Origin of the sequence: Acinetobacter sp. YH12140 (assembly GCF_013418475.1) — a bacterium.
GTDB classification, from domain to species: domain Bacteria; phylum Pseudomonadota; class Gammaproteobacteria; order Pseudomonadales; family Moraxellaceae; genus Acinetobacter; species Acinetobacter amyesii.
In genome coordinates, this window is sequence record NZ_VPBZ01000001.1 from 162,653 (window position 1) to 185,704 (window position 23,052).

A 23,052-nucleotide genomic window follows, 5' to 3' on the forward strand; every position below is an offset into this window, starting at 1 on the left:
AGTGGAGAGTATACAATAAAAAATGAGGTGAACATTTTCCAAAGTCACCTCATTTTAGATTTTGTCATTATGACATGATTTTTTTGGCCTGACGTGCAAGGAAGTTTCGGAAATCATCCAAATAGGTAAAAATCACCGGCACAACCACAAGTGTTAGTAGGGTAGAGGTAATCACCCCGCCAATCACGGCATGTGCCATTGGTGCACTTTGTTCACCGCCTTCACCTAAACCAAGTGCAAGCGGAACCATACCCATTACCATTGCACTGGTAGTCATTAAAATGGGACGTAAACGGGTTTTACCTGCTTCAATAATCGCTTCATAACGATCTACACCATGGTCCATGGCTTTTTTAATAAAGTCGATGAGTAGAATTGCGTTCTTTGTCACCAAGCCCATGAGCATAATAATCCCGATAATGGAAAAGAGGTTCATGGTTGAATTAAATAAGAATAGGGCTAAGAAAACCCCAATCAATGATAAGGGTAATGAAGCCATAATGGCTGCAGGGTGAATGAAGCTATTAAATTGTGAACCCAAAACAATATAAATAAATACAATAGAGAGGGTAATCGCTGTCATTGCATAACCCGCAGACTCAGCCATATCTTTATTGGCACCTTGCGTGACAAAACTATAACCTGGTGGCAAGTCGAAGTTTTTCTCTATCTCATTGATTTCGGCACCAATATCACCCGCAGGACGTCCTGCTGTGTTGGCTTCAACCATCACTTCACGTGCCAGATCACGACGGTTAATTTGTGAAGCACCAAGTGTTTCTTCAAAGCTTGCCACACTTGCCAATGGAACTAAAATAGGTAAGCCTGCAGCATCGGTTTTTTGTGATGTGATGTACATGCTTTGAATGTCAGTTGGCAGTCGACGCTGATCTTCAGTGAGTCTTAAATTTACATCATAGGTTTCGCCTTTATCATCCTTCCACGTTGTTACATTATCACCAGCAAGAAGAGGGCGTAAAACATTGGCGATTTGATTGACGGATAAACCTAAATCACTGGCTAAAACGCGATTGATATGTACACCTAATGTCGGTTTAGGTTCTTTGAGTGAGCTTTCTAAGTCGACAATACCGTCGACTTTCGAAATTTCTTTCATGAATCGGTCAGAAATGCGTTGTAACTCATCTAAGTCTGGTCCTTTAATCGAGATCATAACCGGCTTTTGGCCGCCAGATACTGTTTCATCAGCTGAAGCAATCGAGGTAATGGTAATACCTGCTACATGTTTTAAGCGGGTACGGAATTCATTGTTGAGATCCGTTAAGGTTTGACTACGCTCCGTACGTGGTGAAACAGTGACACGAATGCTAGCATGGTTTTTACCCCGATCAGTGGCACTATTAATTGCACCATAAGTGGCTTTGACTTCTGGATGTTGGCGAATGATACGATCTACTTGCTTAAGCTTAGCCTGCGAATATTCAAGGGTTGCATCAACTTGTGTTTCAAATTTGATCCGAATTTCACCTTTGTCTGGTACGGGTACAAATTCAGTTCCGATCATTTTGGATAAACCTAATGCACCAAATAAAGACGCGACGGCGATTAAAAGGGTAATGAGCCTAAATTTTAAAGCAAGCTTGAGTAATTTTTCATAATGATGGCTTAGGTTGTCGAGCTTGCCCGAAATCCAGTTAAAAAAACGTTTGATTTTACCCGGCTTTTTATTTGGATCGTGGCGCTCTGCCCAGTGAGCAGACAACATCGGGTCAAGGGTGAAACTTACAAACATCGAAATCAGTACAGCGGTACTGACGGTTACACCGAATTGATAGAAGAAACGCCCAATAATGCCGCCCATAAATGCCACAGGTAAAAATACTGCGACAATGGTCAATGTTGTGGCCAATACGGCTAAACCAATTTCTTTCGTGCCGTCGAGTGCAGCGGTGACGTGGTCCTTGCCCATATCGGCATGGCGGACAATATTTTCACGAACCACAATGGCATCATCAATCAGGAGACCGATACTTAGTGAGAGAGCCAGTAGGGTCATCATGTTAATGGTAAAACCAAAAATCCAAACAAAGGTGAGGGTGCCCAGTAGCGAAATCGGTAGGGTTAAACCTGTAATGGCTGTCGAACGAAATGAGCCGAGAAATAACAAAACAATGAGTACCGCAAGTACTGCACCTTCAATAATCGTACGTGCCACGTCTTTAATGCTGCCACGAATACCTTTTGAAGAATCAACCACAATTTCTGCGGTCGTGCCTTGCGGCAATTGCTGTTGGATTTTACTTAAGGTTTTACGGGTATTATCAACCACCTCAATTACATTAGAGTCCGAACTTCTCAGAATGTCGACAGCGACGGCTGTTTTACCATTCAGATAGGCACTCGACTCCATTTCAGCTTGGCTATCTTCGATTTCAGCAATTTGTTTGAGATAAATCGGCGCGCCATTTTTATTGGCAACCACTAAATCTCCGAAAGAATTTGGGTGAATAACCCGAGATTTAATTTCGACCACCAATTCTGAGTTCTTTTGTTTTAAAGTCCCCCCCGGAACTTCAATATTTTCAGATTTTAGGGTGTTTATAACTTGGTCTATCCCAATCCCGAAACTTTGTAATTTTTGTGGATTTACTTGTATCCGAATTTGACGCTGCGCATCGCCCAATAAATTGACCGTACCAACACCGGGAACCGTTCTAAGCTGTGGCACAATCCGTTGATTCAGATAGGAACTCAAATCACGTAAAGACATGTCCTTCGATTCAAAAACAATCGACATAATCGCACTGGCAGTAGGGTCGTAGCGTTCTACAATCGGGTCATCAATTTCATCACGAAATTGTGCGGTTACTGGTGCAATTTTATCTCGAATATCCTGTGCAGCTACAGAGGACGAGACATCTAGATTAAATTCGACAATAACCGTGGATAAACCTTCACTGGACTGTGAAATGACTTGCTTGAGGCCTGAAATCGTATTGATCTGATCTTCAAGTTTCTTAGTGATTTCAGATTCGACAGACTCAGGAGAAGCACCCGGATAGTTGGTGTAGACTACAACAAAAGGGAAGTCGACATCAGGAAACTCCTCAACGCCCATACGTTGCCAAGAAGCAAGTCCTAACACCATCAGACAAAACATCATCATGATGGTGAAAACAGGATATTTCACACTAATTCGGGTTAACCACATAACAACTGTCCTGCCTTATTCTTTTAATTTTGGCTGATACTTACATCTTGTTTGATATCTGAATCATTAAATTTAATTCGGCTGATCAGATCACTATTTTGTAAGCCCTGAACAATCGCGGTGTTATTGCTATAACTCTGATTCAAAATTTGTATAGGTACTTTGGCAATTTTATTTTGACGAATGACCCAGACGTAAGGTTTATCTTTTAGACTTTGAATGGTATCGAGTGGAATTTTTTGGCCTGAAATATTATCCGTGCCTAAGATGTGACCTTCGACAAAAGCACCAATACTTAATGAAGTAATAGTTTCATTTGGGGCTGCAAAAAATTCAATTTGACGACTGGCTTGATCGGCGATCGGTGAAATCCGGCTGATTTGTGCTGTGAGTAAATTGCTATTACCTTGGATGCTATATTCAATCTTTTGTCCAATTTTCAGTGCAGCTTGCTGATCACTTGGTAATTTGGCTTGAATTTCTAATTGGTCTGGATTAACGATTTCAAAAAGGGTTTGTCCGGCAGCAACTGTTTGTCCGGGTTCAACATCACGTTTGGTAATCACGCCTTGGATAGGGCTATAAATGGTACCATCTTGATTGGCTTTTCGCGCAATGTCGACATTAGCTTGTTGGGCACGAACATTTTCCATTTGAGCTTGGTAATCGACACGACTTTGTTCAAACTCTACTTTGGAAATAAAGCCTTGATTCAGCAAACGCTGTTTACGTTCCATCATCAGTTTGGCTTGATTGGCTTGAGCTTGCGTGGAGGCAAGGTTTGCTTGAGATTGAGCAAGACGTGCGGCATTGTCTTGATTATTTAAACGCACCAACACTTGGCCTTTGCTGACACGTTGTCCGACTTCGGCATTAACATTGGTTGCAGTCGCAGTGACTTGGGCTTGAATACTGCTCTGATTGACCGCCCGAATGGTACCAGTAAAGGCAGTTTTTGAAATGGCGTTGCCTTGTTCGATCGTGACCAGATCTTGTTGAATCAATTCAATCTTATTTTCTGGTTTTACACTTTGCTGCGGATCTTCTTTTTGACATGCAGCCAAAGTCAGGCTTATGCAAAGCAGGCTAAGCTTTAAAAATGGGGATGATTGCTGTGCAGAGTGCATAATGGTCCTTATATCAGCGGTCTACAAAAGCAATTGAATAACAAGTTTATTCCATCGCTTTTAAACGCGTAATAATTCTGTCGTATTCAGCTTCTGTATTTCGATAGCGAGTTTGTAACGATTGAATGTATTCTTTTTTCGCTACCATATTTTTTTGATTATTATCCAACATTGTTTTTAATTTTGCCGGAACGGTTTCACCTTTTCGAAAATGTTCACGTTCTTGGCGAACAAATAATACACGATCATTTTGTAATTGTTTTAATTGTTCTTGTTCAAACACGATCTGTTTACGTATACCAGTCAGTGCATCACGCTTTTTGATGGCCGCAGTTCGGCTATTGGTATAGGCTTTTTTAAGTTTGATATCTGACGCTTGCTGACGTGCTTGAGCAGCACGCTGAGGAGCTTGTCTAACGTCAGCTTCAGCATTGTAGGGGCGGTTACGTTTAATCACTTGCATATTTTGATCAAGTGCTTCATAACCATAGCGGATGTGATTTGGTGTCACATTGGTACTGATGTTTGCTACACCTTTATTGTCATAGTAGCGATACCAAGTCGCCTTTTGTGGTTGCTGCATATTGTTTGGTGCAGCAAATAAAAGCGGGGTATAAGCCAGTAAACAAGTCGTCAGGATGACTTTTTTTGAGAAATGTTTAAGGCCAATCAAGTGAATTTTTTTTGTAAGCGGACTCAACCTTGTACTCCCCAGTTTAAAGTTGACTAAATTACTTATTTTAAAGTAATAATCTTGCTATAATATGCTTAATTAAGACAATTAAATACTATTCCAAGTTAAAAAAAAATCGTTGGTCATCGGAAAGTGTGAAGCAGTTAATAAAAACAAGAAATCTTGTGTGTTTGCGCAGAAAATGTTCATTGAAAACGCAAGTAAAGATATGTTAAAAATGTTCATAACTTGTAAATAATAATGCTGCTAACTTAATTGTTTGTACATCCTCAATGGGTAGGGTCAATAAATGGACGATAAATTCCAAAATCTAAAAGTCATGGTAATTGATGATTCAAAAACCATTCGTCGTACGGCCGAAACGCTGCTTCAGCGTGAAGGATGTGAAGTAGTCACTGCTGTAGATGGTTTTGAAGCACTTTCAAAAATTGCAGATGCGAATCCAGATATCGTATTTGTCGATATTATGATGCCACGTCTAGATGGCTATCAAACTTGTGCCCTGATTAAAAACTCTCAAAATTATCAAAATATTCCTGTGATTATGCTTTCAAGTAAAGACGGTTTATTTGATCAGGCGAAGGGTCGTGTTGTGGGTTCGGATGAATACTTGACTAAGCCATTCAGTAAAGATGAATTGCTGAATGCAATTCGTAATCACGTTACAGCTTAATTAGATTTTTTATTTTTTTGGGGAAAAAGCATGGCACGTATCCTAATCGTTGATGATTCACCAACAGAAACATTCCGTTTTAAAGAAATTTTAGGTAAACACGGATTTGAAGTGATTGAAGCTTCAAATGGGGCTGATGGGGTGACAATGGCTCAAGCTGAGTTACCTGATTTGGTCTTAATGGATGTGGTAATGCCGGGTGTGAATGGATTCCAAGCAACACGTCAAATTGCACGTGGTGCGACCACCAAACATATCCCGATTGTCATTGTAAGTACCAAAGATCAGGCAACTGACCGTGTTTGGGGTAAACGCCAAGGTGCTTCTGATTATCTAACTAAACCTGTAGACGAAAAACAATTAATTGATGTGATTAAGCAACACCTCAATGCAGGATAAAGCTCTATGGCAGCAAATGGATTTATCGAATTACTTCGAATCGCAAAACGAGGAAACAAAAACTACGTTTCCACTGAAAATGAAGTAAACCGATGGTCAGGCATTGCTTTTGAGATGATGGGGCAATATTACGTTGCTCCTTTAGGTGAAGTAGCTGAAGTGATCTACCCACCAAAATATACGCCAGTTCCCAACACCCAACCTTGGGTGATGGGACTAGCCAATATTCGGGGACGCTTACTTTCTTTGTCTGACCTAGCACAATATATAACCGGTCATCGAAGTAGTTTTTCACCCACTCAAAAAGTTTTATGTATTAGTCATAATGACCATTATGTCGGTTTGATAGTCGATCAAGTTTTGGGTATTCAACACTTTAATAAGAAAAGTTATTTTTCTAAAGATAATGAGTTGGATCGAAATTTGCAGGAATATTGTCAGGGGTATTTCCACCAGCATAACCAGCAGTGGAATGTATTTCTCTTCAGTCGTTTACTGCAAAATCCAAAATACATGAACGCATCTATAAAATTTATAAATTAATTGTCGCGCACGAACGAAAGAAGGCGTAATCGGGGAGAAGCTGAATGGGCTTTAAACTTAAAAAGAAAAATACGGGTGAAAGCACCAGTGGTCGTAAAGGCGGTAATGCTTTTCTGGCAAAACTGCAATCACAGACAGATCAATTATCTCGAGTTTTTGGTGATAGTGAAAAATCCAAACCATTTATTTATGGTGCGATTGGTTCATTAGTACTGGCAACGATTATTTTATTATACCTATTCTATAGCGTTCCTCGCGGTAACCAATTAACGCAAAGTTTGGGTGAACTCCGTCTTCTTTCGCAAACAATTTCGCGTCAAGCAACTGAGGCAACTGCATCAGGTACTGAAGATGCAATGAAAAAATTAATTGCCTCTCAAGATTCGTTCAAAGAAAACTTAGAAACTGTAAAAGACATTCATGCAAATACAGATGCGCTGAAATCTGTAGATACGCAGTGGGCTGAGGTTTCAAAAAGTATTGACTTGATTACTTCGCAACAAAAAATCATTAATAAATTATATGACACGAACATCGCGATTGGTGAAACCATTCCGGGGATTCAGGCGGAATATAACTTGATGGTCGACCAAATGGCACGTCAAGACATGCCTTCGAACCAGGTGGTGATTGCGAAAAACCAAGTATTCATTGCAGAACGTATTTTACGTTCGATCAGTTCGGTGCTTTCAGGTTCTGATAGCTCACGTGAGTCTGCAGATGACTTCAGTGCCGATACTGAAACCTTCGGTTTGTACTTAAATGCCCAATTGGATGGTAGTACAGAGCTTGGTGTACAACGTATTGAAAGCCCTGAATTACGTGAGTCACTTGAAGGCATTAAAGCTGAATATGACGATGTATTAAAATCAGCGGCTGCGACAATTTTGAAAAACTCAACGCAAATTGTGAACGTACGTAAAGCATCTTCACAAATTTTTGCTGAGTCAGACAAATTGTTGGACAACTTAAATCAATTGTCTTCTAGCACAGGCTTGAAAACCATTTTACCTGCGGTACTGTTGATTCTTGCTTTAACGGCCTTCTTGATCTGTGTGTTCAAACTTCTTTCTTTACGTGGTCAATCGGATAAATTCCGTGTAACCCGTCTTCAAGAAGAATATGACCGTAACCAGAACGCGATTTTACGTTTACTCGATGAAATTGCCGATCTTGCAGACGGTGACTTACGTTCGTATGCGACGGTATCTGAAGACTTTACTGGTGCGATTGCCGACTCGATTAACTTCGCAATCGACCAATTACGTGACCTTGTATCGCGTATTACAGAAACTTCTCAAGAAGTTGCGCAATATACGGCGAATACGCAGGGTATTACCAACCAGCTTGCAGAAGCATCTGAACATCAGGCGCAAGAAATTGCTGGTGCATCTGCCGCGATTAACGAAATGGCAATGTCGATTGACCAAGTATCTTCGAACGCTGAAGAATCAGCTGTCGTAGCAGAACGTTCTGTACAAATTGCTGCAAACGGTGCAGATGTCGTAAACCGTTCAATTGAAGGTATGGACACGATTCGTGAGCAGATTCAAGAAACGTCTAAACGTATTAAACGTTTGGGTGAGTCTTCTCAAGAGATTGGTAATATTGTCGCACTGATTAACGATATTGCCGACCAAACAAACATCTTGGCATTAAACGCAGCAATTCAGGCGTCGATGGCGGGTGAAGCAGGTCGTGGTTTCGCCGTGGTAGCGGATGAGGTACAGCGTCTTGCGGAACGTTCAGCGTCTGCAACCAAACAGATTGAAGGCTTGGTAAAAACCATTCAAACGGATACTAACGAAGCCGTAATTTCAATGGAACAAACGACTTCGGAAGTTGTACGTGGTGCGAACTTGTCTAAGGATGCCGGCGTAGCACTAGATGAAATTCAGTCTGTATCGGGTAACTTGGCGAAACTGATCGCAAACATTTCGGATGCCGCAAAACTTCAGTCTGCTTCAGCTGGTCATATTGCGACAACGATGAACGTTGTACAAGAAATTACCTCGCAAACCACCAGTGCAACATTTGATACTGCACGTTCGGTATCTGAATTGGCGAACATGGCTGAATCATTACGTGAATCTGTATCTGACTTTAAACTCCCAGAGTAAGTCAGGCGCAAACCTGCAGTACCTTAGCTACGGCTAGGGTACTGCACCGATTACAGATAACACATCGATAAGGTGAACTTAACGTCACAGTTAAGTCTTAGGTGATGGTTACAATTAAGTTTGAGCAACCTTCTTGGTGGCAAAACATAAGAAGCCTTAGCTATGAAAGAAATATTAAAAAATTTAGTTGAAACAACTACGCTTCCTGAAGATAGTTATCTTGATCAAGATGCAGAAATTTTAGAGATTTTTGTTGAAGAAATAGAAGAAATCTTTGAAGAACTGGCGGGTTTATTTACAACTTGGTTGGAAAATCCACAAGATAAAGACACTTTAACGACGATTCGTCGTCATTTCCATACACTGAAAGGTTCAGGTCGTATGGTTGGGGCAAAATCGGCGGGTGAAACTGCATGGGCAGTTGAAGATACGCTGAACCGTGTCATTGCGGGTTCAGTACAGTTAACGCCAACCGTTCAAAAGTTTGCACAAACAGTTTTAAATGTTTATCAATATAAGCTCTATCCACGGTTTAAAAATGTTGCCGAATTGGATGTTGACTTACGTCCATTGGTTTTAATGGGGCAACAATTACAACAAAATATTAGCCTTGAGCCTGCACTCGAAGAATTATTAAAACTGGCAGATCAATTAAAATCTGAAGATGGTGTCACTGGTTTAGAACTGACTGATGTTGAAGCTACAGCACCTGTAGAAGTGCTTGAAAACACGATTGATGCGGTTGTTGAATCAGAACCTGCTCCTGAACAAGTGGATGCAGATGCATCACTGGTCGAAGAGACAGTGAGCATTTTTATTGAAGAAGCTGAAGAACATCTACAAACGATTGATCAGTTCCTCCAATCTGATGACAGTAAATCACAAGACTATAATGGTTTGATTCGCGCGCTACACACATTGCGTGGTAGTTCGTCGATGGCGCAAATCGAAGAGATTTTTGAAGCCAGTTCAAAAGTTGAAAACTTATTCAAAACCTTATTACAAGACGAAATTGTATCGAGCTCGAAAGAAACTACTTTATTGATTCAATATGCTGAATTTGTTCGTGATTATTTACACGTGCTGCGTTCAGGAGATAAGGCAAATCTTGCATCTATTTATGAAACCTTCAAAGCCGCTTGGGATGATTATGGTTTTGCTAGCCAAGATCAATTGGCGCCTGAAGATAATCCACAAGGTTTGGTTTCTAAACTAATCGAATTAAATATTGATCAGTTATTAGATGCTGAATTTGAGTTTGATAAACGTGCCCTTGCTGAATTCCCAGACTATATTCAACAGCTCAGTCAGCAAGCTTTAGAGTTGATTGAACATACGGATAATCGTGCCTCTGTTGGAATCCATGATTTCACAACTCAACTGCGTGCAGCGTATCAGTCTTTAGTTGAAAAGCCTGAATTACTCCATGCTGATTATGGCTATGAGTTATTTGCGCAAGCACATCAAGAGTTCATTCACTTATTTGACACTTTAGCTGCGGGTCAGCGTGTGGTGTTAAGTGAAGAGGTTCAGCGTTTCTTAAATGAGCTGACTGCATTTGTTCAACAAGACATTGAAGCAGTTGCAGCGACGACAACACCAGAAGCCCATGTAGTTGCTGAACCTGTTGCCACAGTAGAAGATAAAGCCGCTGTTGCAAATACAACAGCAGTAGACTTTGCACAATTAAGTCAGCGTATTCAACTTGATCATCAACAGATGCAAGCGGCGGATGCGAATAATGACTTTGATGAAGATCTTTTAGGGATCTTTATTGAAGAGGCAGAAGAGTTATTGGTAGGTATTGACCAAGACCTTAGTACTTGGACGCACGATCAAACCAATACTTCAGCTTTGAATAATTTAATGCGCTATTTGCATACCCTAAAAGGTGGTGCAAATATGATTGCCGCGTCTCATGTGGGTTTAATTTCGCATGAATTGGAATCGATTTATGAGCGCATTATTCGTCAGCAAATTTCGATTACCCCTACGTTAATTCAAATTATTCGTTTGGTGCAAGATGATATTTCAGATCGTATTCAAACCATTCGTGACCAAGGGATCGACTACCCTGCGAATAATGTGATCGATATTCTAAGGAATATTCAGTCAATTGTGGCAGGAGAGCGTTCAGAACCTGTTGCATTGGCTTCGGCTCCTATTTCAGCTGAAACTCTACAAGCTACAGTAGAGCCAGATGTGTCGGTGTCAGAGCCGATGGATGCTGCTGAAGACACTGCAGAAGCAGTGGTTGAAGCTCAAACGATTGCTCACACTGAGTCTGCTGTTGAACATCTTGAACATGCGGTTGCTGAACATGTTGAGCATCCAGATGACGATCTACGTTCTGTCATGGAAGAAACCTTCCTTGAAGAGTCTGAGGAAATTCTTGAACAAGCCGTTCAATTATTAAATCAATGGACTGAACAACGTAGTGACCGTAACGTATTGCTTCAATTACAACGTGCTGCCCACAGTATTAAAGGTGGAGCGCGTATGGTTGAAAATGAACCTGTTGCTGCAATTGCATATCAACTTGAGACAACGTTTGAGCATTTCGCGGTTCATCATTTCAACTCAAATGCATATGACGGCTTACTCAAAACGACTTTGGCATGGTTAAAAGAAGCGATCTTCAACCATGACTATAGTAATTTTGACAGCATCAAATTGAGCTTAGAATCCATTCAGTATGTGGATGTTACGGTTCAATTGCCAAACCGTGTTGCAGAATTAGAACAAGGTATTGTCAGTAAAGGCTTTGAATTTATTCAGGGTGATGGTGTTGAACCGCCATCGATGTTGGGTGAATGGTCTGAAGCCAATTCTTCTGATAACAGCAATGAGATGATTCGTATCTCGGCTGATCTCGTCGAGAAGATGATTGATTTATCAGGCGAGAACTCGATTAACCGTTCACGTATTGAAATGGACTTAGGTCAGCTAGGCAATACCTTGAATGAAATGGAGTTAGCAATTAAGCGACTTGCTGACCAGTTACGTCGAATGGATGGTGAGCTTGAGTCACAAATTATTGCCAAACATGGTTCTGAAAATTCACGCTATGCGGATTTCGACCCATTGGAGATGGACCAATATTCATCGATTAACCAATTGTCAAAATCTCTAGCCGAATCTGCGTCGGATTTGGTTGACTTCAAGAGTACTTTGGCAGAAAAAATCCGTGATGCGGAAGGTTTGTTATTACAACAATCACGTATTCAGTCAGAAATTCAAGAAAGTCTGATGCGTACCCGTTTGGTGCCATTTGATCGTTTGTTACCACGTTTACAACGTATTGTGCGTCAAACCTCTTCGACCTTGAACCGTCCTGCAGAATTGATTGTTCAAAATACAGAAGGTGAATTGGACCGTACGATCTTAGAGCGTTTGGTGACACCATTTGAACATATGCTGCGTAATGCGGTCGACCATGGTTTAGAAGATACTGCTGACCGTTTGGCTTTAAAAAAGCCAGAAGTAGGTAGCATCGTCTTGAACATTAGTCGTCAGGGTACTGATGTACTGGTGTCTTTCAGTGATGATGGTAAAGGGATTGATGAAACCAAAATTAAAGACAAAGCCTTAAAACTTGGTTTAATCAAAGCGGATCAGTTCCTCGATAAACAAGAAATCTTGCAATTGATCTTCCATCCAGGTTTCTCAACGGCACAAGCGGTAACGCAAATTTCGGGTCGTGGTGTTGGTCTGGATGTGGTGCAAAGTGAAATTAAAGCCCTGGGTGGTCATGTTTCCGTTGAGTCTGAGTTAGGTAAAGGGACGACCTTTACCATTCGTGTACCAACGACAGTAGCGGTCAGCGATGCCTTGATGGTGAAAGCGGGCGATCAGCAATATGCGATTTCATTAGCGCAAATTGAACGTATTGTCCGTATTGCACCTACGGCACTCGAAACTTACTTCAATAGTAAGGATGACGTGTTTAAAATTGACAACACCAATTACAAACTACGTTATCTATCAGAGTTTGTGGGTAATCAGCCAATTCCACGTTTAAATAATGTCGGCCATTCATTGCCTGTACTACTAATTAAAGGCAACAGTGGTCAAACCATTGCTTTATTGGTCGATCAGCTGGTGGGTTCACGTTCTCAAATCGTGGTGAAACCAATTGGTCAACAATTTACCAGTGTAGCCGCGATTGCAGGTGCCACGATTCTAGGTGATGGTCATGTATGTTTGATTTTGGATGGGCAAAATATTGCACGTCAAATTCAAACTACGCAGCGTGTTAAACATTCAGCTGAACAGCGTGATTTGGGCCGTCAAGCCAATGCGCGTCGTTTAGTGATGATTGTCGATGACTCGGTAACTGTACGTAAAGTGACTTCACGTTTACTTGAACGTCAGGGTTATGACATCGTGACTGCGAAAGATGGTGTGGATGCAATTGAACAGCTTGAAAATGTCCGTCCAGACTTGATGCTACTCGATATTGAAATGCCACGTATGGATGGCTTCGAAGTGACAAACTTAGTTCGTCACCATGACATTCACCGTGAGCTGCCAATCATTATGATTACATCACGTACAGGTGAAAAACATCGTGAGCGTGCATTTAGCTTAGGTGTGACTCACTATATGGGTAAACCATTCCAAGAAGCTGAATTGCTTGCCAATATTGAAGCTTTAATTGCAGAAAAGCAGGGGTAATCTATGAGCCAAAATACTGTTTCTCAGATTGTCAGCGATAAAATTGATCAACAGGAACTGCAACATCTCATTACGGTATCTACCGGGTTTATCGATGCATATATCATTGATTGTCATGGTAAAGAGCCAATGTTGTTGCCACAAAATATTGTGCTATCAGCGCTCGATAGTGCAACCAAGGTTCCTTTTGTTGAATGGCATGAATTGAAATTGCCTGTTTTCTCAGTCAATGATCCTGCCAAAAATCAGGGTGTGGCTTTGGTGATTGAAGGCGATGATGTTGGACAGCGTTTTGCACTGATGTGTAATGAAATGCCGAAAACCATTCGTCTGCGTATTTCTGAAGTGGTTGATGAAGAAAAAGCTGTGAAAGACGCCAATATTTTCCAATATGTACGCATGGCCGATCAGGTATTTCATATTCCAAATTTAGCTAATATTCAAAACAGTATTGGGCTTCAAGCGGCTTAATATTTGCAAAACGCGATATAAAAAAAGGAACTCAATGGAGTTCCTTTTTTTTGACTATGCAAGGAATATTTAAGCCAACAGGTTTTCTAAAATCTTTTCGTAAATTTCAGAAAGTGGCTCCAATTCTTCCACATTGACGTGTTCGTTGATTTGGTGAATCGTGGCATTTAAAACACCCAGTTCAAGCACCTGCGCACCTGTAGGCGCAATGAATCGACCATCAGAAGTACCACCACTGGTCGAAAGTTCAGTTTCAGTCCCAGTAACTTCTCGTATGGCATCACGTGCGGCATTTACTAACTCACCTACTGGGGTTAGGAATGGCAAACCAGATAACGTCCACGAGATGTCATATTCAACGCCATGACGATCTAAAATTTCCAAAGTACGTGCTTTGAGTTCATCTGCCGTTACTTCTGTTGAATAACGGAAGTTAAACAGTAAATTCATCGTGCCCGGAACAACGTTGGTTGCACCTGTGCCGGCATTAATATTGGAAATTTGGAACGACGTTGCAGGGAAGTATTCGTTGCCATTGTCCCACACGGTATCGCAAAGCTCTGCCAGTGCTTTTGAAGCAGTATGGATTGGGTTGATTGCTAGATGTGGGTAAGCAACGTGCCCTTGTTTACCTTTAACCGTTAAATTGGCATTTAGCGAACCACGACGACCATTTTTAACAATATCGCCGAGTGTGTTGGTGCTAGATGGCTCGCCCACCAAACACCACGTCATTTTTTCATTACGCGCTTCTAAAGTTTCAACAACTTTAACTGTCCCGTTGATCGAAGGACCTTCTTCGTCAGAGGTAATGAGAAATGCAATAGAACCTTTATGATTTGGATGCTTTGCAACAAAACGTTCTGACGCTACAACCATAGCTGCCAAAGCTGTTTTCATATCTGCGCTGCCACGACCATACAGTTTACCGTCGCGAATTTCAGGAAGAAATGGGTCAGAACCCCATGCATCCAAGTTACCCGTAGGTACTACATCAGTATGACCTGCAAAGCAAAATACTGGTGCTTCAGTCCCTTTACGTGCCCAAAGATTATCTACATCATCAAAACGCATATTTTCAATGTTAAAGCCAATCTTGGCTAAACGTTCCGCCATAATGTTCTGGCAGGTATGGTCAATCGGTGTTACCGACGGTTGGCGAAGTAGTTCTAGGCTGAGATCAAGAGTTGCTGTTGAGGTCATGCTAAATACAGAAGTCAAAAATGTCGCAATATAATAGGCGAATCGACAAGCGAAGGGAAATTTAGACGTAAAAAAACCCTATTTAAAAAATAGGGCTGTTTTATAAATTCTTGGGAAAGAAATTAATTGCGGCGAATTTCTTCCGAAGTTTTCTCAGCAGTATTGGTTACAGCATCTCCAGCTTTAGATACGTCTTTACCAACACCTTTTACTGTATTACAACCTGTCAGTACGAAAGCAACCATAAGTGATGCAGCTAAAATTTTTTTCATTGAATGTAATCTCCATTATGCATTATGAAAGAATAATTTTTAGAAGACTAAATTATTCTGTTGTGAGATTTAGATTAAAAAATAGCCGTATCAAACAGTAGGTGGTTTTTACGGTGGTTGAGTAAATAAATGTAAATTTCTACTAAATGGTGCATTGAGTCTTAAATTGTTTGCGGCAAAACCAAGCGTGGTAATCTATACATATAATAGCTTTCATCGCGGTCCTTTTTATATAAACCATCTGTCCACCAATGTGCGGTTGCACTCGTCGGTTGCTGCTGCACGCAGATCCATTCATGTCGTTGTAGGCGATAATAGCCTTGACTCGTAGATGGAATGACATGTCCCCATTGACCTATTCTACGCGCAGGATTGAACCAGTTTGGCAATGTGTTGGTACGCTGAATAGGTAAATATAATTGACCCTTTAAAACGCAATAGCGTTGTTGAATCTGCTGCCCAAGTGCTTCATCAAATTGGAATTGTTTTTGGGTAAAATGATTAAGCTTTCGAGCCAAAGTATCACTACGATTTAAGCCATACCAATAGGGTAATTGAAAATCGCGCTCTGCTAGATAGTATTTTAAAGCCACTTCCCAATGTTCAATTTCATCACTTTCGGTATTTTTTAAAACAAAATCCAGTTCACCAACTGTACGAGGGCCGTCAATTTTTTGAATGCTATGTCCGAGTAACTGGTATGGATGGTATGGGTGATCGAGAAGCCAAAACCATATAAACATTTCGAAACGTAAACCAAGGCGAGTACTTTTTAATTTTTGTAAAAATTCTACTAATTCATTTGGGTGTTGTTCGAGTTGTTTTAAACGGGGAAGGTAGGCTTCAAAATGTTTATGCCAAAGCTCGTTTGGATGAAAATGAAAGGGATAACGGATTTCGAGTTCATTGGGAATTTGCTGCAGAATATTTGGGCTAGCAATACAGAAAGCCAATTGGCGAACTAAGGGCTGTTTAAATTGCAACCATGGCTCAAAATAAGACGACGTTGTCGGGGCTACAGCCATATTGAAACCTTTTGAATAATGCAGAATAACAACGGATAATTGTTAAAAACATCTTATACTACCTGAATTGAAAGTTCAGGGTAGCGGTATGAAGACGTTGTTTTGGCGAAGCTTAGTGGTTGTCTTTGTCATTTTAGGCTTTATAGGGGCTTTATTGCCGGGAATGCCCACGACAGTCTTCTTAATATTAGCGGCATGGGCGGCTTCAAAAGGTTGGCCTCAAATGGATGCGTGGTTGTTGAATCATCCTAAATATGGGCCAACCTTACGCGCTTGGCGCGAAAATGGCACAGTCCCTCGCAAAGCAAAATGGTTTGCATCGATCATGATGTTTGTGAGTGGTCTGATTATGCTTTTTACATCAGCACCGATTACCGTCAAGATTTTCACTGACTTAACCATGTTGATTGTTGGCATTTGGTTATGGACACGACCAGAGCCAAATAAGATTAGGACTATTGAAACATCGCAGCAGACACAACCAGTAGATAAAGATAAGCAGAAAGAGCAAGAGCATGTCTGAATATACCCAAGATCAAGCAGATATCCTGATTAACTTGAAAGATCAAACTTTAACTTTGCCGAAGCTAAATAAGTTTTACCCGATTTCATCGGGTAAAAATGGCATTGGTGAACAGGAAAATAGTGGCAAGACGCCACGTGGCTGGCATCAAGTCGCTGAAAAGTTTGGTGGACAACAACCTCAAAATGCAGTTTTTAAAGCACGTCAGTGGACCGGAGAGGTTTACGACGAGCAACTTGCTGCATCACACCCTGATCGGGATTGGATTTTATCTCGAATATTATGGCTCAGTGGTTTAGAACCCGGCTTTAATGCAGGTGAGGGCTGTGATACTTATAAACGTTATATTTATATTCATGGCACACCAGATCGCGAGCCTATGGGTATACCGATGTCACATGGTTGTATTCGCATGCGAAACAGCGATGTTATAGAACTTTATCAACTGATTCCATTAAATGCGCTGGTTTACATCACTGAACATTGAACACGTCGTTAAAAGCACAAGCCATGAAAACCGAATTTCATGACATCAAACCATGGGTTTGAAGAATTAAAGTGAGTTTGAAAGGCGTTTTTTTGTCAGGACTTTTGTCAGGACTAATGCTCGCAAACTAACAGAAAGTCGTGTTTGAATGTATTTTGTACACTAGGCTGTTTTAGAATGCAGGATGTGTGGTGGATTAATCGTCGGTTCGCTGAATGATTAGCTATGAGTCCACGCGAAAAACTGTTTTTTATGTGAATGATGCAGAATATAAGTCATATTTTTAGTAATAAATTTACAGGTTTATAGCTAAAAAATGTTCAAAAATACTGATTTTTCCGCAATATAACTTATTTTTTAATCACTCAAACAGAAAAAGTGGAAAAGAGTTAGAAAAGCGTTTGACAGACCGTGAGGATTCTCTATAATGCACCTCATCAAACGATGAACATGTTTTGAAAAGGGCGCTTAGCTCAGTTGGTAGAGCGTCTGCCTTACAAGCAGAATGTCGGCGGTTCGATCCCGTCAGCGCCCACCAAACCTTTTCAGCGTTAAGATATTTAGAGTGTAGCGGTAGTTCAGTTGGTTAGAATACCGGCCTGTCACGCCGGGGGTCGCGGGTTCGAGTCCCGTCCGCTGCGCCACTTTGAATCTTAATTCGTTTGAACCACAATAGCGACATTGTGTAAGTGCAGCGGTAGTTCAGTTGGTTAGAATACCGGCCTGTCACGCCGGGGGTCGCGGGTTCGAGTCCCGTCCGCTGCGCCATTTACATGATAGACCTTTTGAGGGCGCTTAGCTCAGTTGGTAGAGCGTCTGCCTTACAAGCAGAATGTCGGCGGTTCGATCCCGTCAGCGCCCACCATATTTTTTGCGATGCAGCGGTAGTTCAGTTGGTTAGAATACCGGCCTGTCACGCCGGGGGTCGCGGGTTCGAGTCCCGTCCGCTGCGCCATTACAAAGAATATAATTGTTGTACCCTTTGAGGGCGCTTAGCTCAGTTGGTAGAGCGTCTGCCTTACAAGCAGAATGTCGGCGGTTCGATCCCGTCAGCGCCCACCATATCTTTTAAGATATAGGTTGTGTTTCGAAAGAAACTACGTGATGCAGCGGTAGTTCAGTTGGTTAGAATACCGGCCTGTCACGCCGGGGGTCGCGGGTTCGAGTCCCGTCCGCTGCGCCATTTATCTTAAAAATCTCTGTTCAAGAGAATGCCTTTAGAAAAATATTCGATTTTTCTCTTGCGCTCAGACAAAGCTTCGCTTTGTTACTCTTCGCTCAGGGCGCTTAGCTCAGTTGGTAGAGCGTCTGCCTTACAAGCAGAATGTCGGCGGTTCGATCCCGTCAGCGCCCACCATATTCTTCTATAGAAACTTCTTTCCCCAAAAGCTTGCCTAAATTTTCTGATTTACATAGAATCCGCTCTATAATAATTTTAATATTGTATGTGATCTATGAGAAATCCATATCAGCGCAAGGCAGCGTCTAAAACTCAAACTACAAATTACAATCCTCAAGAAACCTATAAACAATTTATTGAAAATATGGTCGCTCAAGGTGGCGTGATTGCGTTATATCAAGATGGTTGGGCCCTTTGTGCGACACCTACAGGTCAACGTTCCTTCGCCATTTGGCAAAACCGTGGTTTGGCACGTTTATTAATTAAAGACAATTGGTCCAATTATGAAATTCAGGAAATTTCATTAAAAGACTTTATCGAAAAAGTCATTCCGTTTTTACGCAGCGAGAGCACTACAGTATCTTTAGATTTAACCCCAGAAGGACAAAATATTTTGGTTGCACCTGAAAAGATGCTGTTAGATATTAAAAATTATTTATATCAAGTTTATCAACAGCGCCCAGAAATTTTTGAAAACCTTAAAATTCCTTTGCCACGTAACATTCGTTTAAATTAATTGTTTATTCACAGCATAAAAAGCCCTTGTTTACTGATCAAACAAGGGCTTTTTTTAATATTCATTGAGTACAAAACCGCTCAAAAAGGCAAAATATTCTCGTAGCCAAGAGTTGTAGCGGATGTACAGCGGTGTAGGCGCTGCAATGGTATACACCTGTGTATAGCCTAACTTTCGTGCAATTGCTTTTGCACGTGGAAGGTGAAAGTCACTACTGGCAATCGCAATGGGGGCATCAAGAGAAATCTGATGTTGTTTTAAAATCTTTTTACTATTGATCAGGTTGAGTTCTGTACTGGTACTTTTACTTTCTTCATATATGCCTGCCGCTGAAATGTCATAGTGTTGAAGTAAATAGCGTTTCATGACGGAAGATTCGGTCATTTTTTCATTAAAGCCTAAACCACCCGTCATGATCATAATAGTATTGGGCTGTTTCAAGGCATACGGTGCTGCGGCATCGAGACGCGCCTTTAAGGTCGGAGAGGGTTGACCATTTTCAATACCACTACCCAAAACGATGATGGCTTGGACGGAAGTAAATGGCTTGGATTGCTGGCTATTGAAGTGTAAATACGCAAAAAACAGTAAAAGGCTCAATAGCCAAAGCCAAAACAACCACCATGTAGCACGCCAGAGCCTTTTGAGTTTAGGGTATTGATCTAAAATATTGTGGATTTGGGTTGAAAATAGTCCGGATAAAATAAAAATACACCCAATGACTAAGGGTAAAAGGATGCCTAAATGAATTTTATCTAATGTAAGTAACCAAATGGCATCTAGGCAGAGCAACAAGCCTACACAAAGCAGTAGTATTCTTTTCATGCAAAAAATTAAAGCAGTATTCGTATTTGGCCTAAGTATAGCGTGAAAAAAACCAGACACGAGGTCTGGTTTTTAGTTGGGACTATTTATGAGTAAACATCTTATTAATAAACATCACGGCGGTAGCGCCCATCTTGACGCAGTTCAGCAACAACGTCTTCACCTAATATATCAATCAGTGCGTGGTCAACGTCCGTTGCCATACCGTTGATACTACCGCAAACGTAGATCACGGCACCTTGTTCTACCCATGATTTTAATAAGGTCGCATGGTCACGTAGCTCATGATGCACATAGCGTTTCTCCGCTTGATCACGAGAGAAGGTGAGGTCTATGCGTTGAACTAAGCCTGTGTTTTGCCATGCTTCAATGATGTCTTGATAGAAGAAATCATGTGCGCGTTGACGCTCACCAAAAATCAGCCAGTTTTGCGTATAGTCTTGACGAACTCGTGTATGTAACAGGCTGAGTAAACCAGCAATACCTGTACCGTTACCAATACAAATCACAGGACGATTATCTGCAATCAGATGGAATGATTCATTGGTACGAATACGCAGTTGTAGTGTGCTATTGATCGCAGCATGTTGTGTTAACCAACCAGAGCCTAAACCAAGCTCACCATCCGCATTGGATTGCTGACGCACCACTAAGCGTAATACTTGCTGACTTGGAATACTGGCAATCGAGTATTCACGAGTTGGAAGCGGTGGAAGCTGTTCGAGCAAGTGATCAAGGTTGGCAAATGGTTCGACATCCGTATTTAGGTTACGATCCCATAATGCATCTTCAATGCGTTGCTGAGTAGAATCAACCACTTGCTGACTCTGAATCTGATACTTTTGCATGAAGTTTGCAATACGTTCAGCACTATTACCCGGCTGAATCTCTGCAATATCACCCGCTTGCCAATTGGCTTCATGTTGCGGTTTTAACTCAATATTAAATGCAGGTGCACCTAAACTGTTCGGGTTGAGTAAATCACGTTTGGTCAATGTCCATGCATCAAAAGTTTTTTCAATTTGCATGTGCTGAAGTTCAAGTTTAGTCGCTTTGGCTAAAGCGCTATTCCATGCTTGAATGGCTTGGGTGTCGCCATTATTGACTTCAATTGTATCAAACAGGGGCTTCGCAGCATTACTTCGCATCCAGCGATGAATCGCATGACCAAAGCTACAGAAAGTATCAGGATATTCTTCTGAACCTAAAGCTAATATGGCAAACTGAACATGACTCAAATCGAGGCTTTGTGTCATCAGTTTACGTTCAAAGCTTGAAGCGAGGTCAGGTGCTTCGCCAGTGCCATACGTACTTGCAACAAATAAAACCTGAGCGGCTTGCGTTAAGTCATCAGCAGAAAGTTGCTGAACAGCTTTCACTGTGACGGGCTGACGAGCCTCTTGTAAGCTTGTTGCTGTACGCCATGCCAATTGTTCAGACAGACCCGTTTGTGATGCATAGCAAATTAACCAAGGCTGTGCATTGGGATCGATGGCAACTGATGCTAAGCTTTGACGAGCTTGCTGTGTCAGTTTTTTCTGTTTACGACGTTTGAGATAGAGCATCCATCCTGTGACAAAGAACAGCGGCATCATGAGGGATGCAATAACCACAAAGAACTGATAAATCGGTCCGAAGAAACTACCACGATGCACAGGCAACATGCTGGTCATGATTTTTTCATTTAACTTTTTATCTTCGTATAACTCGATATCGGTGAGTGCAGACGTTTGGTAGTTATAAGTCGCTTTGTTGCGCGCACGCTCATGTTGAGGGACGGCATCTACAAAGTTAATTTCTAATTCACCATTGGCTTTTTTCGGAATATTAAAAGTGACACTTGAGTATTCACGACCAATATTTTGATTAAAGCCGTTCCAACTTTGTGTTAGAGCAATATTCACTTGTTCTGGTTTTAGACCACGTTTTTCTCCGCGACCTTCAGCACCATGTTTATTTTCTTGAGCGCCATGTTCAGATTGGCCTGACGTTGCAGGATTTCTTTCAGAACGTGCTTGGTGTTCACCACGAGTTTGTTCTGCCTCAGTGGCTGGTTTTTCACCGCTTTGCTTTTCACCCGCCTGTTCTGCAGGTTGTCCATTCGGTTTTGGACCTTCTTGTAATTGGGGCTGTGGACGTTCAACGCCCATGACTTTAAACATGCCATTACGCCACCAGTCATAAGACCAATACAAACCTGTACATGCCAAAATGAGATAGAAAATAATCACCCATGTGCCGACGACAGCATGTAGATCCCACAGGAAATTACGTCCTTTGAGTTTTGGTTTAACTGCAAGCCATTGTTTTACGGAATGTCTTTTTGGCCAGCGCAGATACAACCCACTCAATACAAAATAAATCAGCATGAGTGTACATGCGCCGGTAATTTGTTTACCTACAGGGCCAACAGTTAAATTACGGTGAAGTTGTTGTACAAACTGGAAGAATTTTTGACCTTTGATTTCCGGTAAGACTTCGGCTGTATAGGGGTTAACCATCATGTTATAGCCACGACGAGCACCTTCTTTGACAATATTCACGGTACTTGAGGCGGTAGCATCTGAGGCAATAGAGATGCTGTTAATTTTCATGTCAGGATCAGACTGACTAAAGTGCTGATAAAGCTCAGCAGGGGTTAGTTTAGGCTGCTGTTGAGCCTGAACCACATAACTGTCCTGATTGATTGCTTTAAGTATTTGCTGTTCATAGGAATAAATGGCACCTGTAACCCCCATGAGCGAGAGTATTAAGCCGGCACTAATCCCCAAGAACCAGTGAGTCTGGAAAAGGGTTTTCTTAAACATGATGGATTTAATATTGATAAAAGGTTGCTGAATTGCGACGAATTATAAACGATGATGTAGTAGAGAATGTGGAAAAAGTAAGTAATATTCATTCTCATTATTGTAATTATCAATAATT

17 protein-coding genes and 8 tRNA genes are annotated in these 23,052 nt (G+C 41.4%); 17 read left to right on the plus strand and 8 right to left on the minus strand.

All coding sequences use genetic code 11. The features are described 5' to 3' along the window. Positions 1 to 67: 67 nt before the first annotated feature. From FTU75_RS00770 to FTU75_RS00780, 3 genes are read right to left on the minus strand one after another with little or no spacing between them, the layout of a single operon-like run. A complete protein-coding gene (locus FTU75_RS00770; protein ID WP_180114728.1) occupies positions 68 to 3,172 on the minus strand; it encodes an efflux RND transporter permease subunit in 3,105 nt (1,034 codons plus the stop codon). Positions 3,173 to 3,195: 23 nt separating this feature from the next. Next, positions 3,196 to 4,299: an efflux RND transporter periplasmic adaptor subunit gene (locus FTU75_RS00775; RefSeq protein ID WP_180114730.1), complete on the minus strand. Its 1,104-nt coding sequence runs from the start codon at positions 4,297 to 4,299 to the stop codon at positions 3,196 to 3,198. A gap of 46 nt (positions 4,300 to 4,345) precedes the next feature. Next, positions 4,346 to 4,936, minus strand: a complete 591-nt coding sequence (locus FTU75_RS00780) for a hypothetical protein (protein WP_373683972.1) — start codon at positions 4,934 to 4,936, stop codon at positions 4,346 to 4,348. A 346-nt stretch (positions 4,937 to 5,282) separates the two neighbouring features. Between FTU75_RS00780 and pilG the strand changes: the two genes are divergently transcribed. From pilG to FTU75_RS00810, 6 genes are all read left to right on the plus strand, one after another. Then, a complete protein-coding gene (gene pilG / locus FTU75_RS00785) occupies positions 5,283 to 5,666 on the plus strand; it encodes a twitching motility response regulator PilG (protein ID WP_078191060.1) in 384 nt (127 codons plus the stop codon). 30 nt (positions 5,667 to 5,696) lie between these two features. After that, a complete protein-coding gene (locus tag FTU75_RS00790) occupies positions 5,697 to 6,065 on the plus strand; it encodes a response regulator (protein WP_078191059.1) in 369 nt (122 codons plus the stop codon). Between the two features lie 6 nt (positions 6,066 to 6,071). Beyond that, complete coding sequence (locus tag FTU75_RS00795; RefSeq protein ID WP_111884922.1) at positions 6,072 to 6,608, plus strand: chemotaxis protein CheW; 537 nt, start codon at positions 6,072 to 6,074, stop codon at positions 6,606 to 6,608. Between the two features lie 44 nt (positions 6,609 to 6,652). Beyond that, positions 6,653 to 8,728 (plus strand): methyl-accepting chemotaxis protein, encoded by a 2,076-nt coding sequence (locus FTU75_RS00800; RefSeq protein WP_078192256.1) that lies wholly within the window; start codon positions 6,653 to 6,655, stop codon positions 8,726 to 8,728. A 162-nt stretch (positions 8,729 to 8,890) separates the two neighbouring features. Next, on the plus strand, positions 8,891 to 13,405 hold the full coding sequence (locus FTU75_RS00805) for an Hpt domain-containing protein (protein ID WP_180114732.1): 4,515 nt from the start codon (positions 8,891 to 8,893) through the stop codon (positions 13,403 to 13,405). 3 nt (positions 13,406 to 13,408) lie between these two features. After that, positions 13,409 to 13,876, plus strand: a complete 468-nt coding sequence (locus FTU75_RS00810; protein ID WP_078192254.1) for a hypothetical protein — start codon at positions 13,409 to 13,411, stop codon at positions 13,874 to 13,876. Between the two features lie 69 nt (positions 13,877 to 13,945). Here the strand turns inward: FTU75_RS00810 and dapE are convergent, their stop codons facing one another. The 3 genes from dapE to FTU75_RS00825 form a co-directional block, all read right to left on the minus strand. Beyond that, positions 13,946 to 15,079, minus strand: a complete 1,134-nt coding sequence (gene dapE / locus FTU75_RS00815; protein WP_180101810.1) for a succinyl-diaminopimelate desuccinylase — start codon at positions 15,077 to 15,079, stop codon at positions 13,946 to 13,948. Positions 15,080 to 15,201: 122 nt separating this feature from the next. After that, on the minus strand, positions 15,202 to 15,351 hold the full coding sequence (locus FTU75_RS00820; RefSeq protein WP_078191053.1) for an entericidin A/B family lipoprotein: 150 nt from the start codon (positions 15,349 to 15,351) through the stop codon (positions 15,202 to 15,204). Positions 15,352 to 15,512: 161 nt separating this feature from the next. Next, complete coding sequence (locus tag FTU75_RS00825; protein ID WP_180114734.1) at positions 15,513 to 16,376, minus strand: DUF1853 family protein; 864 nt, start codon at positions 16,374 to 16,376, stop codon at positions 15,513 to 15,515. Between the two features lie 88 nt (positions 16,377 to 16,464). Between FTU75_RS00825 and FTU75_RS00830 the strand changes: the two genes are divergently transcribed. The 11 genes from FTU75_RS00830 (at position 16,465) to FTU75_RS00880 (ending at position 19,302) form a co-directional block, all read left to right on the plus strand. Beyond that, a complete protein-coding gene (locus FTU75_RS00830; RefSeq protein ID WP_180114736.1) occupies positions 16,465 to 16,899 on the plus strand; it encodes a YbaN family protein in 435 nt (144 codons plus the stop codon). Next, a complete protein-coding gene (gene elsL, locus FTU75_RS00835; protein WP_180114738.1) occupies positions 16,892 to 17,386 on the plus strand; it encodes a cell wall-recycling L,D-carboxypeptidase ElsL in 495 nt (164 codons plus the stop codon). The genes FTU75_RS00830 and elsL overlap by 8 nt, the downstream gene beginning before the upstream one ends. A 462-nt stretch (positions 17,387 to 17,848) precedes the next feature. Beyond that, positions 17,849 to 17,924, plus strand: a tRNA-Val gene (locus FTU75_RS00840). Between the two features lie 29 nt (positions 17,925 to 17,953). Beyond that, positions 17,954 to 18,030, plus strand: a tRNA-Asp gene (locus FTU75_RS00845). A 47-nt stretch (positions 18,031 to 18,077) separates the two neighbouring features. After that, a tRNA-Asp gene (locus FTU75_RS00850) sits at positions 18,078 to 18,154 on the plus strand. A 21-nt stretch (positions 18,155 to 18,175) separates the two neighbouring features. Further along, positions 18,176 to 18,251: transfer RNA gene (locus FTU75_RS00855), tRNA-Val, on the plus strand. Positions 18,252 to 18,264: 13 nt separating this feature from the next. Further along, positions 18,265 to 18,341: transfer RNA gene (locus FTU75_RS00860), tRNA-Asp, on the plus strand. Positions 18,342 to 18,372: 31 nt separating this feature from the next. Then, positions 18,373 to 18,448, plus strand: a tRNA-Val gene (locus tag FTU75_RS00865). A gap of 44 nt (positions 18,449 to 18,492) precedes the next feature. Then, positions 18,493 to 18,569: transfer RNA gene (locus tag FTU75_RS00870), tRNA-Asp, on the plus strand. Between the two features lie 98 nt (positions 18,570 to 18,667). After that, a tRNA-Val gene (locus FTU75_RS00875) sits at positions 18,668 to 18,743 on the plus strand. A gap of 97 nt (positions 18,744 to 18,840) precedes the next feature. Continuing rightward, on the plus strand, positions 18,841 to 19,302 hold the full coding sequence (locus FTU75_RS00880; protein ID WP_180023173.1) for a DUF2750 domain-containing protein: 462 nt from the start codon (positions 18,841 to 18,843) through the stop codon (positions 19,300 to 19,302). Positions 19,303 to 19,356: 54 nt separating this feature from the next. Here FTU75_RS00880 and FTU75_RS00885 read toward each other — a convergent pair whose 3' ends face one another. After that, positions 19,357 to 20,127, minus strand: coding sequence for a YdcF family protein (locus FTU75_RS00885; RefSeq protein ID WP_180114740.1), 771 nt, complete (start codon positions 20,125 to 20,127; stop codon positions 19,357 to 19,359). 104 nt (positions 20,128 to 20,231) lie between these two features. Beyond that, complete coding sequence (locus FTU75_RS00890) at positions 20,232 to 22,934, minus strand: sulfite reductase flavoprotein subunit alpha (protein WP_180114742.1); 2,703 nt, start codon at positions 22,932 to 22,934, stop codon at positions 20,232 to 20,234. Positions 22,935 to 23,052: the final 118 nt, after the last annotated feature.

Bases quoted from the DNA above. Each gene is read 5' to 3' on its own strand.
- FTU75_RS00820 (WP_078191053.1), bottom strand. From the start codon at position 15,351: ATGAAAAAAATTTTAGCTGCATCACTTATGGTTGCTTTCGTACTGACA.
- FTU75_RS00810 (WP_078192254.1), top strand. From the start codon at position 13,409: ATGAGCCAAAATACTGTTTCTCAGATTGTCAGCGATAAAATTGATCAA.
- FTU75_RS00770 (WP_180114728.1), bottom strand. From the start codon at position 3,172: ATGTGGTTAACCCGAATTAGTGTGAAATATCCTGTTTTCACCATCATG.
- FTU75_RS00795 (WP_111884922.1), top strand. From the start codon at position 6,072: ATGGCAGCAAATGGATTTATCGAATTACTTCGAATCGCAAAACGAGGA.
- FTU75_RS00880 (WP_180023173.1), top strand. From the start codon at position 18,841: ATGAGAAATCCATATCAGCGCAAGGCAGCGTCTAAAACTCAAACTACA.
- FTU75_RS00830 (WP_180114736.1), top strand. From the start codon at position 16,465: ATGAAGACGTTGTTTTGGCGAAGCTTAGTGGTTGTCTTTGTCATTTTA.
- dapE (WP_180101810.1), bottom strand. From the start codon at position 15,079: ATGACCTCAACAGCAACTCTTGATCTCAGCCTAGAACTACTTCGCCAA.
- FTU75_RS00800 (WP_078192256.1), top strand. From the start codon at position 6,653: ATGGGCTTTAAACTTAAAAAGAAAAATACGGGTGAAAGCACCAGTGGT.
- FTU75_RS00805 (WP_180114732.1), top strand. From the start codon at position 8,891: ATGAAAGAAATATTAAAAAATTTAGTTGAAACAACTACGCTTCCTGAA.
- pilG (WP_078191060.1), top strand. From the start codon at position 5,283: ATGGACGATAAATTCCAAAATCTAAAAGTCATGGTAATTGATGATTCA.
- FTU75_RS00825 (WP_180114734.1), bottom strand. From the start codon at position 16,376: ATGGCTGTAGCCCCGACAACGTCGTCTTATTTTGAGCCATGGTTGCAA.
- elsL (WP_180114738.1), top strand. From the start codon at position 16,892: ATGTCTGAATATACCCAAGATCAAGCAGATATCCTGATTAACTTGAAA.
- FTU75_RS00775 (WP_180114730.1), bottom strand. From the start codon at position 4,299: ATGCACTCTGCACAGCAATCATCCCCATTTTTAAAGCTTAGCCTGCTT.
- FTU75_RS00885 (WP_180114740.1), bottom strand. From the start codon at position 20,127: ATGAAAAGAATACTACTGCTTTGTGTAGGCTTGTTGCTCTGCCTAGAT.
- FTU75_RS00790 (WP_078191059.1), top strand. From the start codon at position 5,697: ATGGCACGTATCCTAATCGTTGATGATTCACCAACAGAAACATTCCGT.
- FTU75_RS00890 (WP_180114742.1), bottom strand. From the start codon at position 22,934: ATGTTTAAGAAAACCCTTTTCCAGACTCACTGGTTCTTGGGGATTAGT.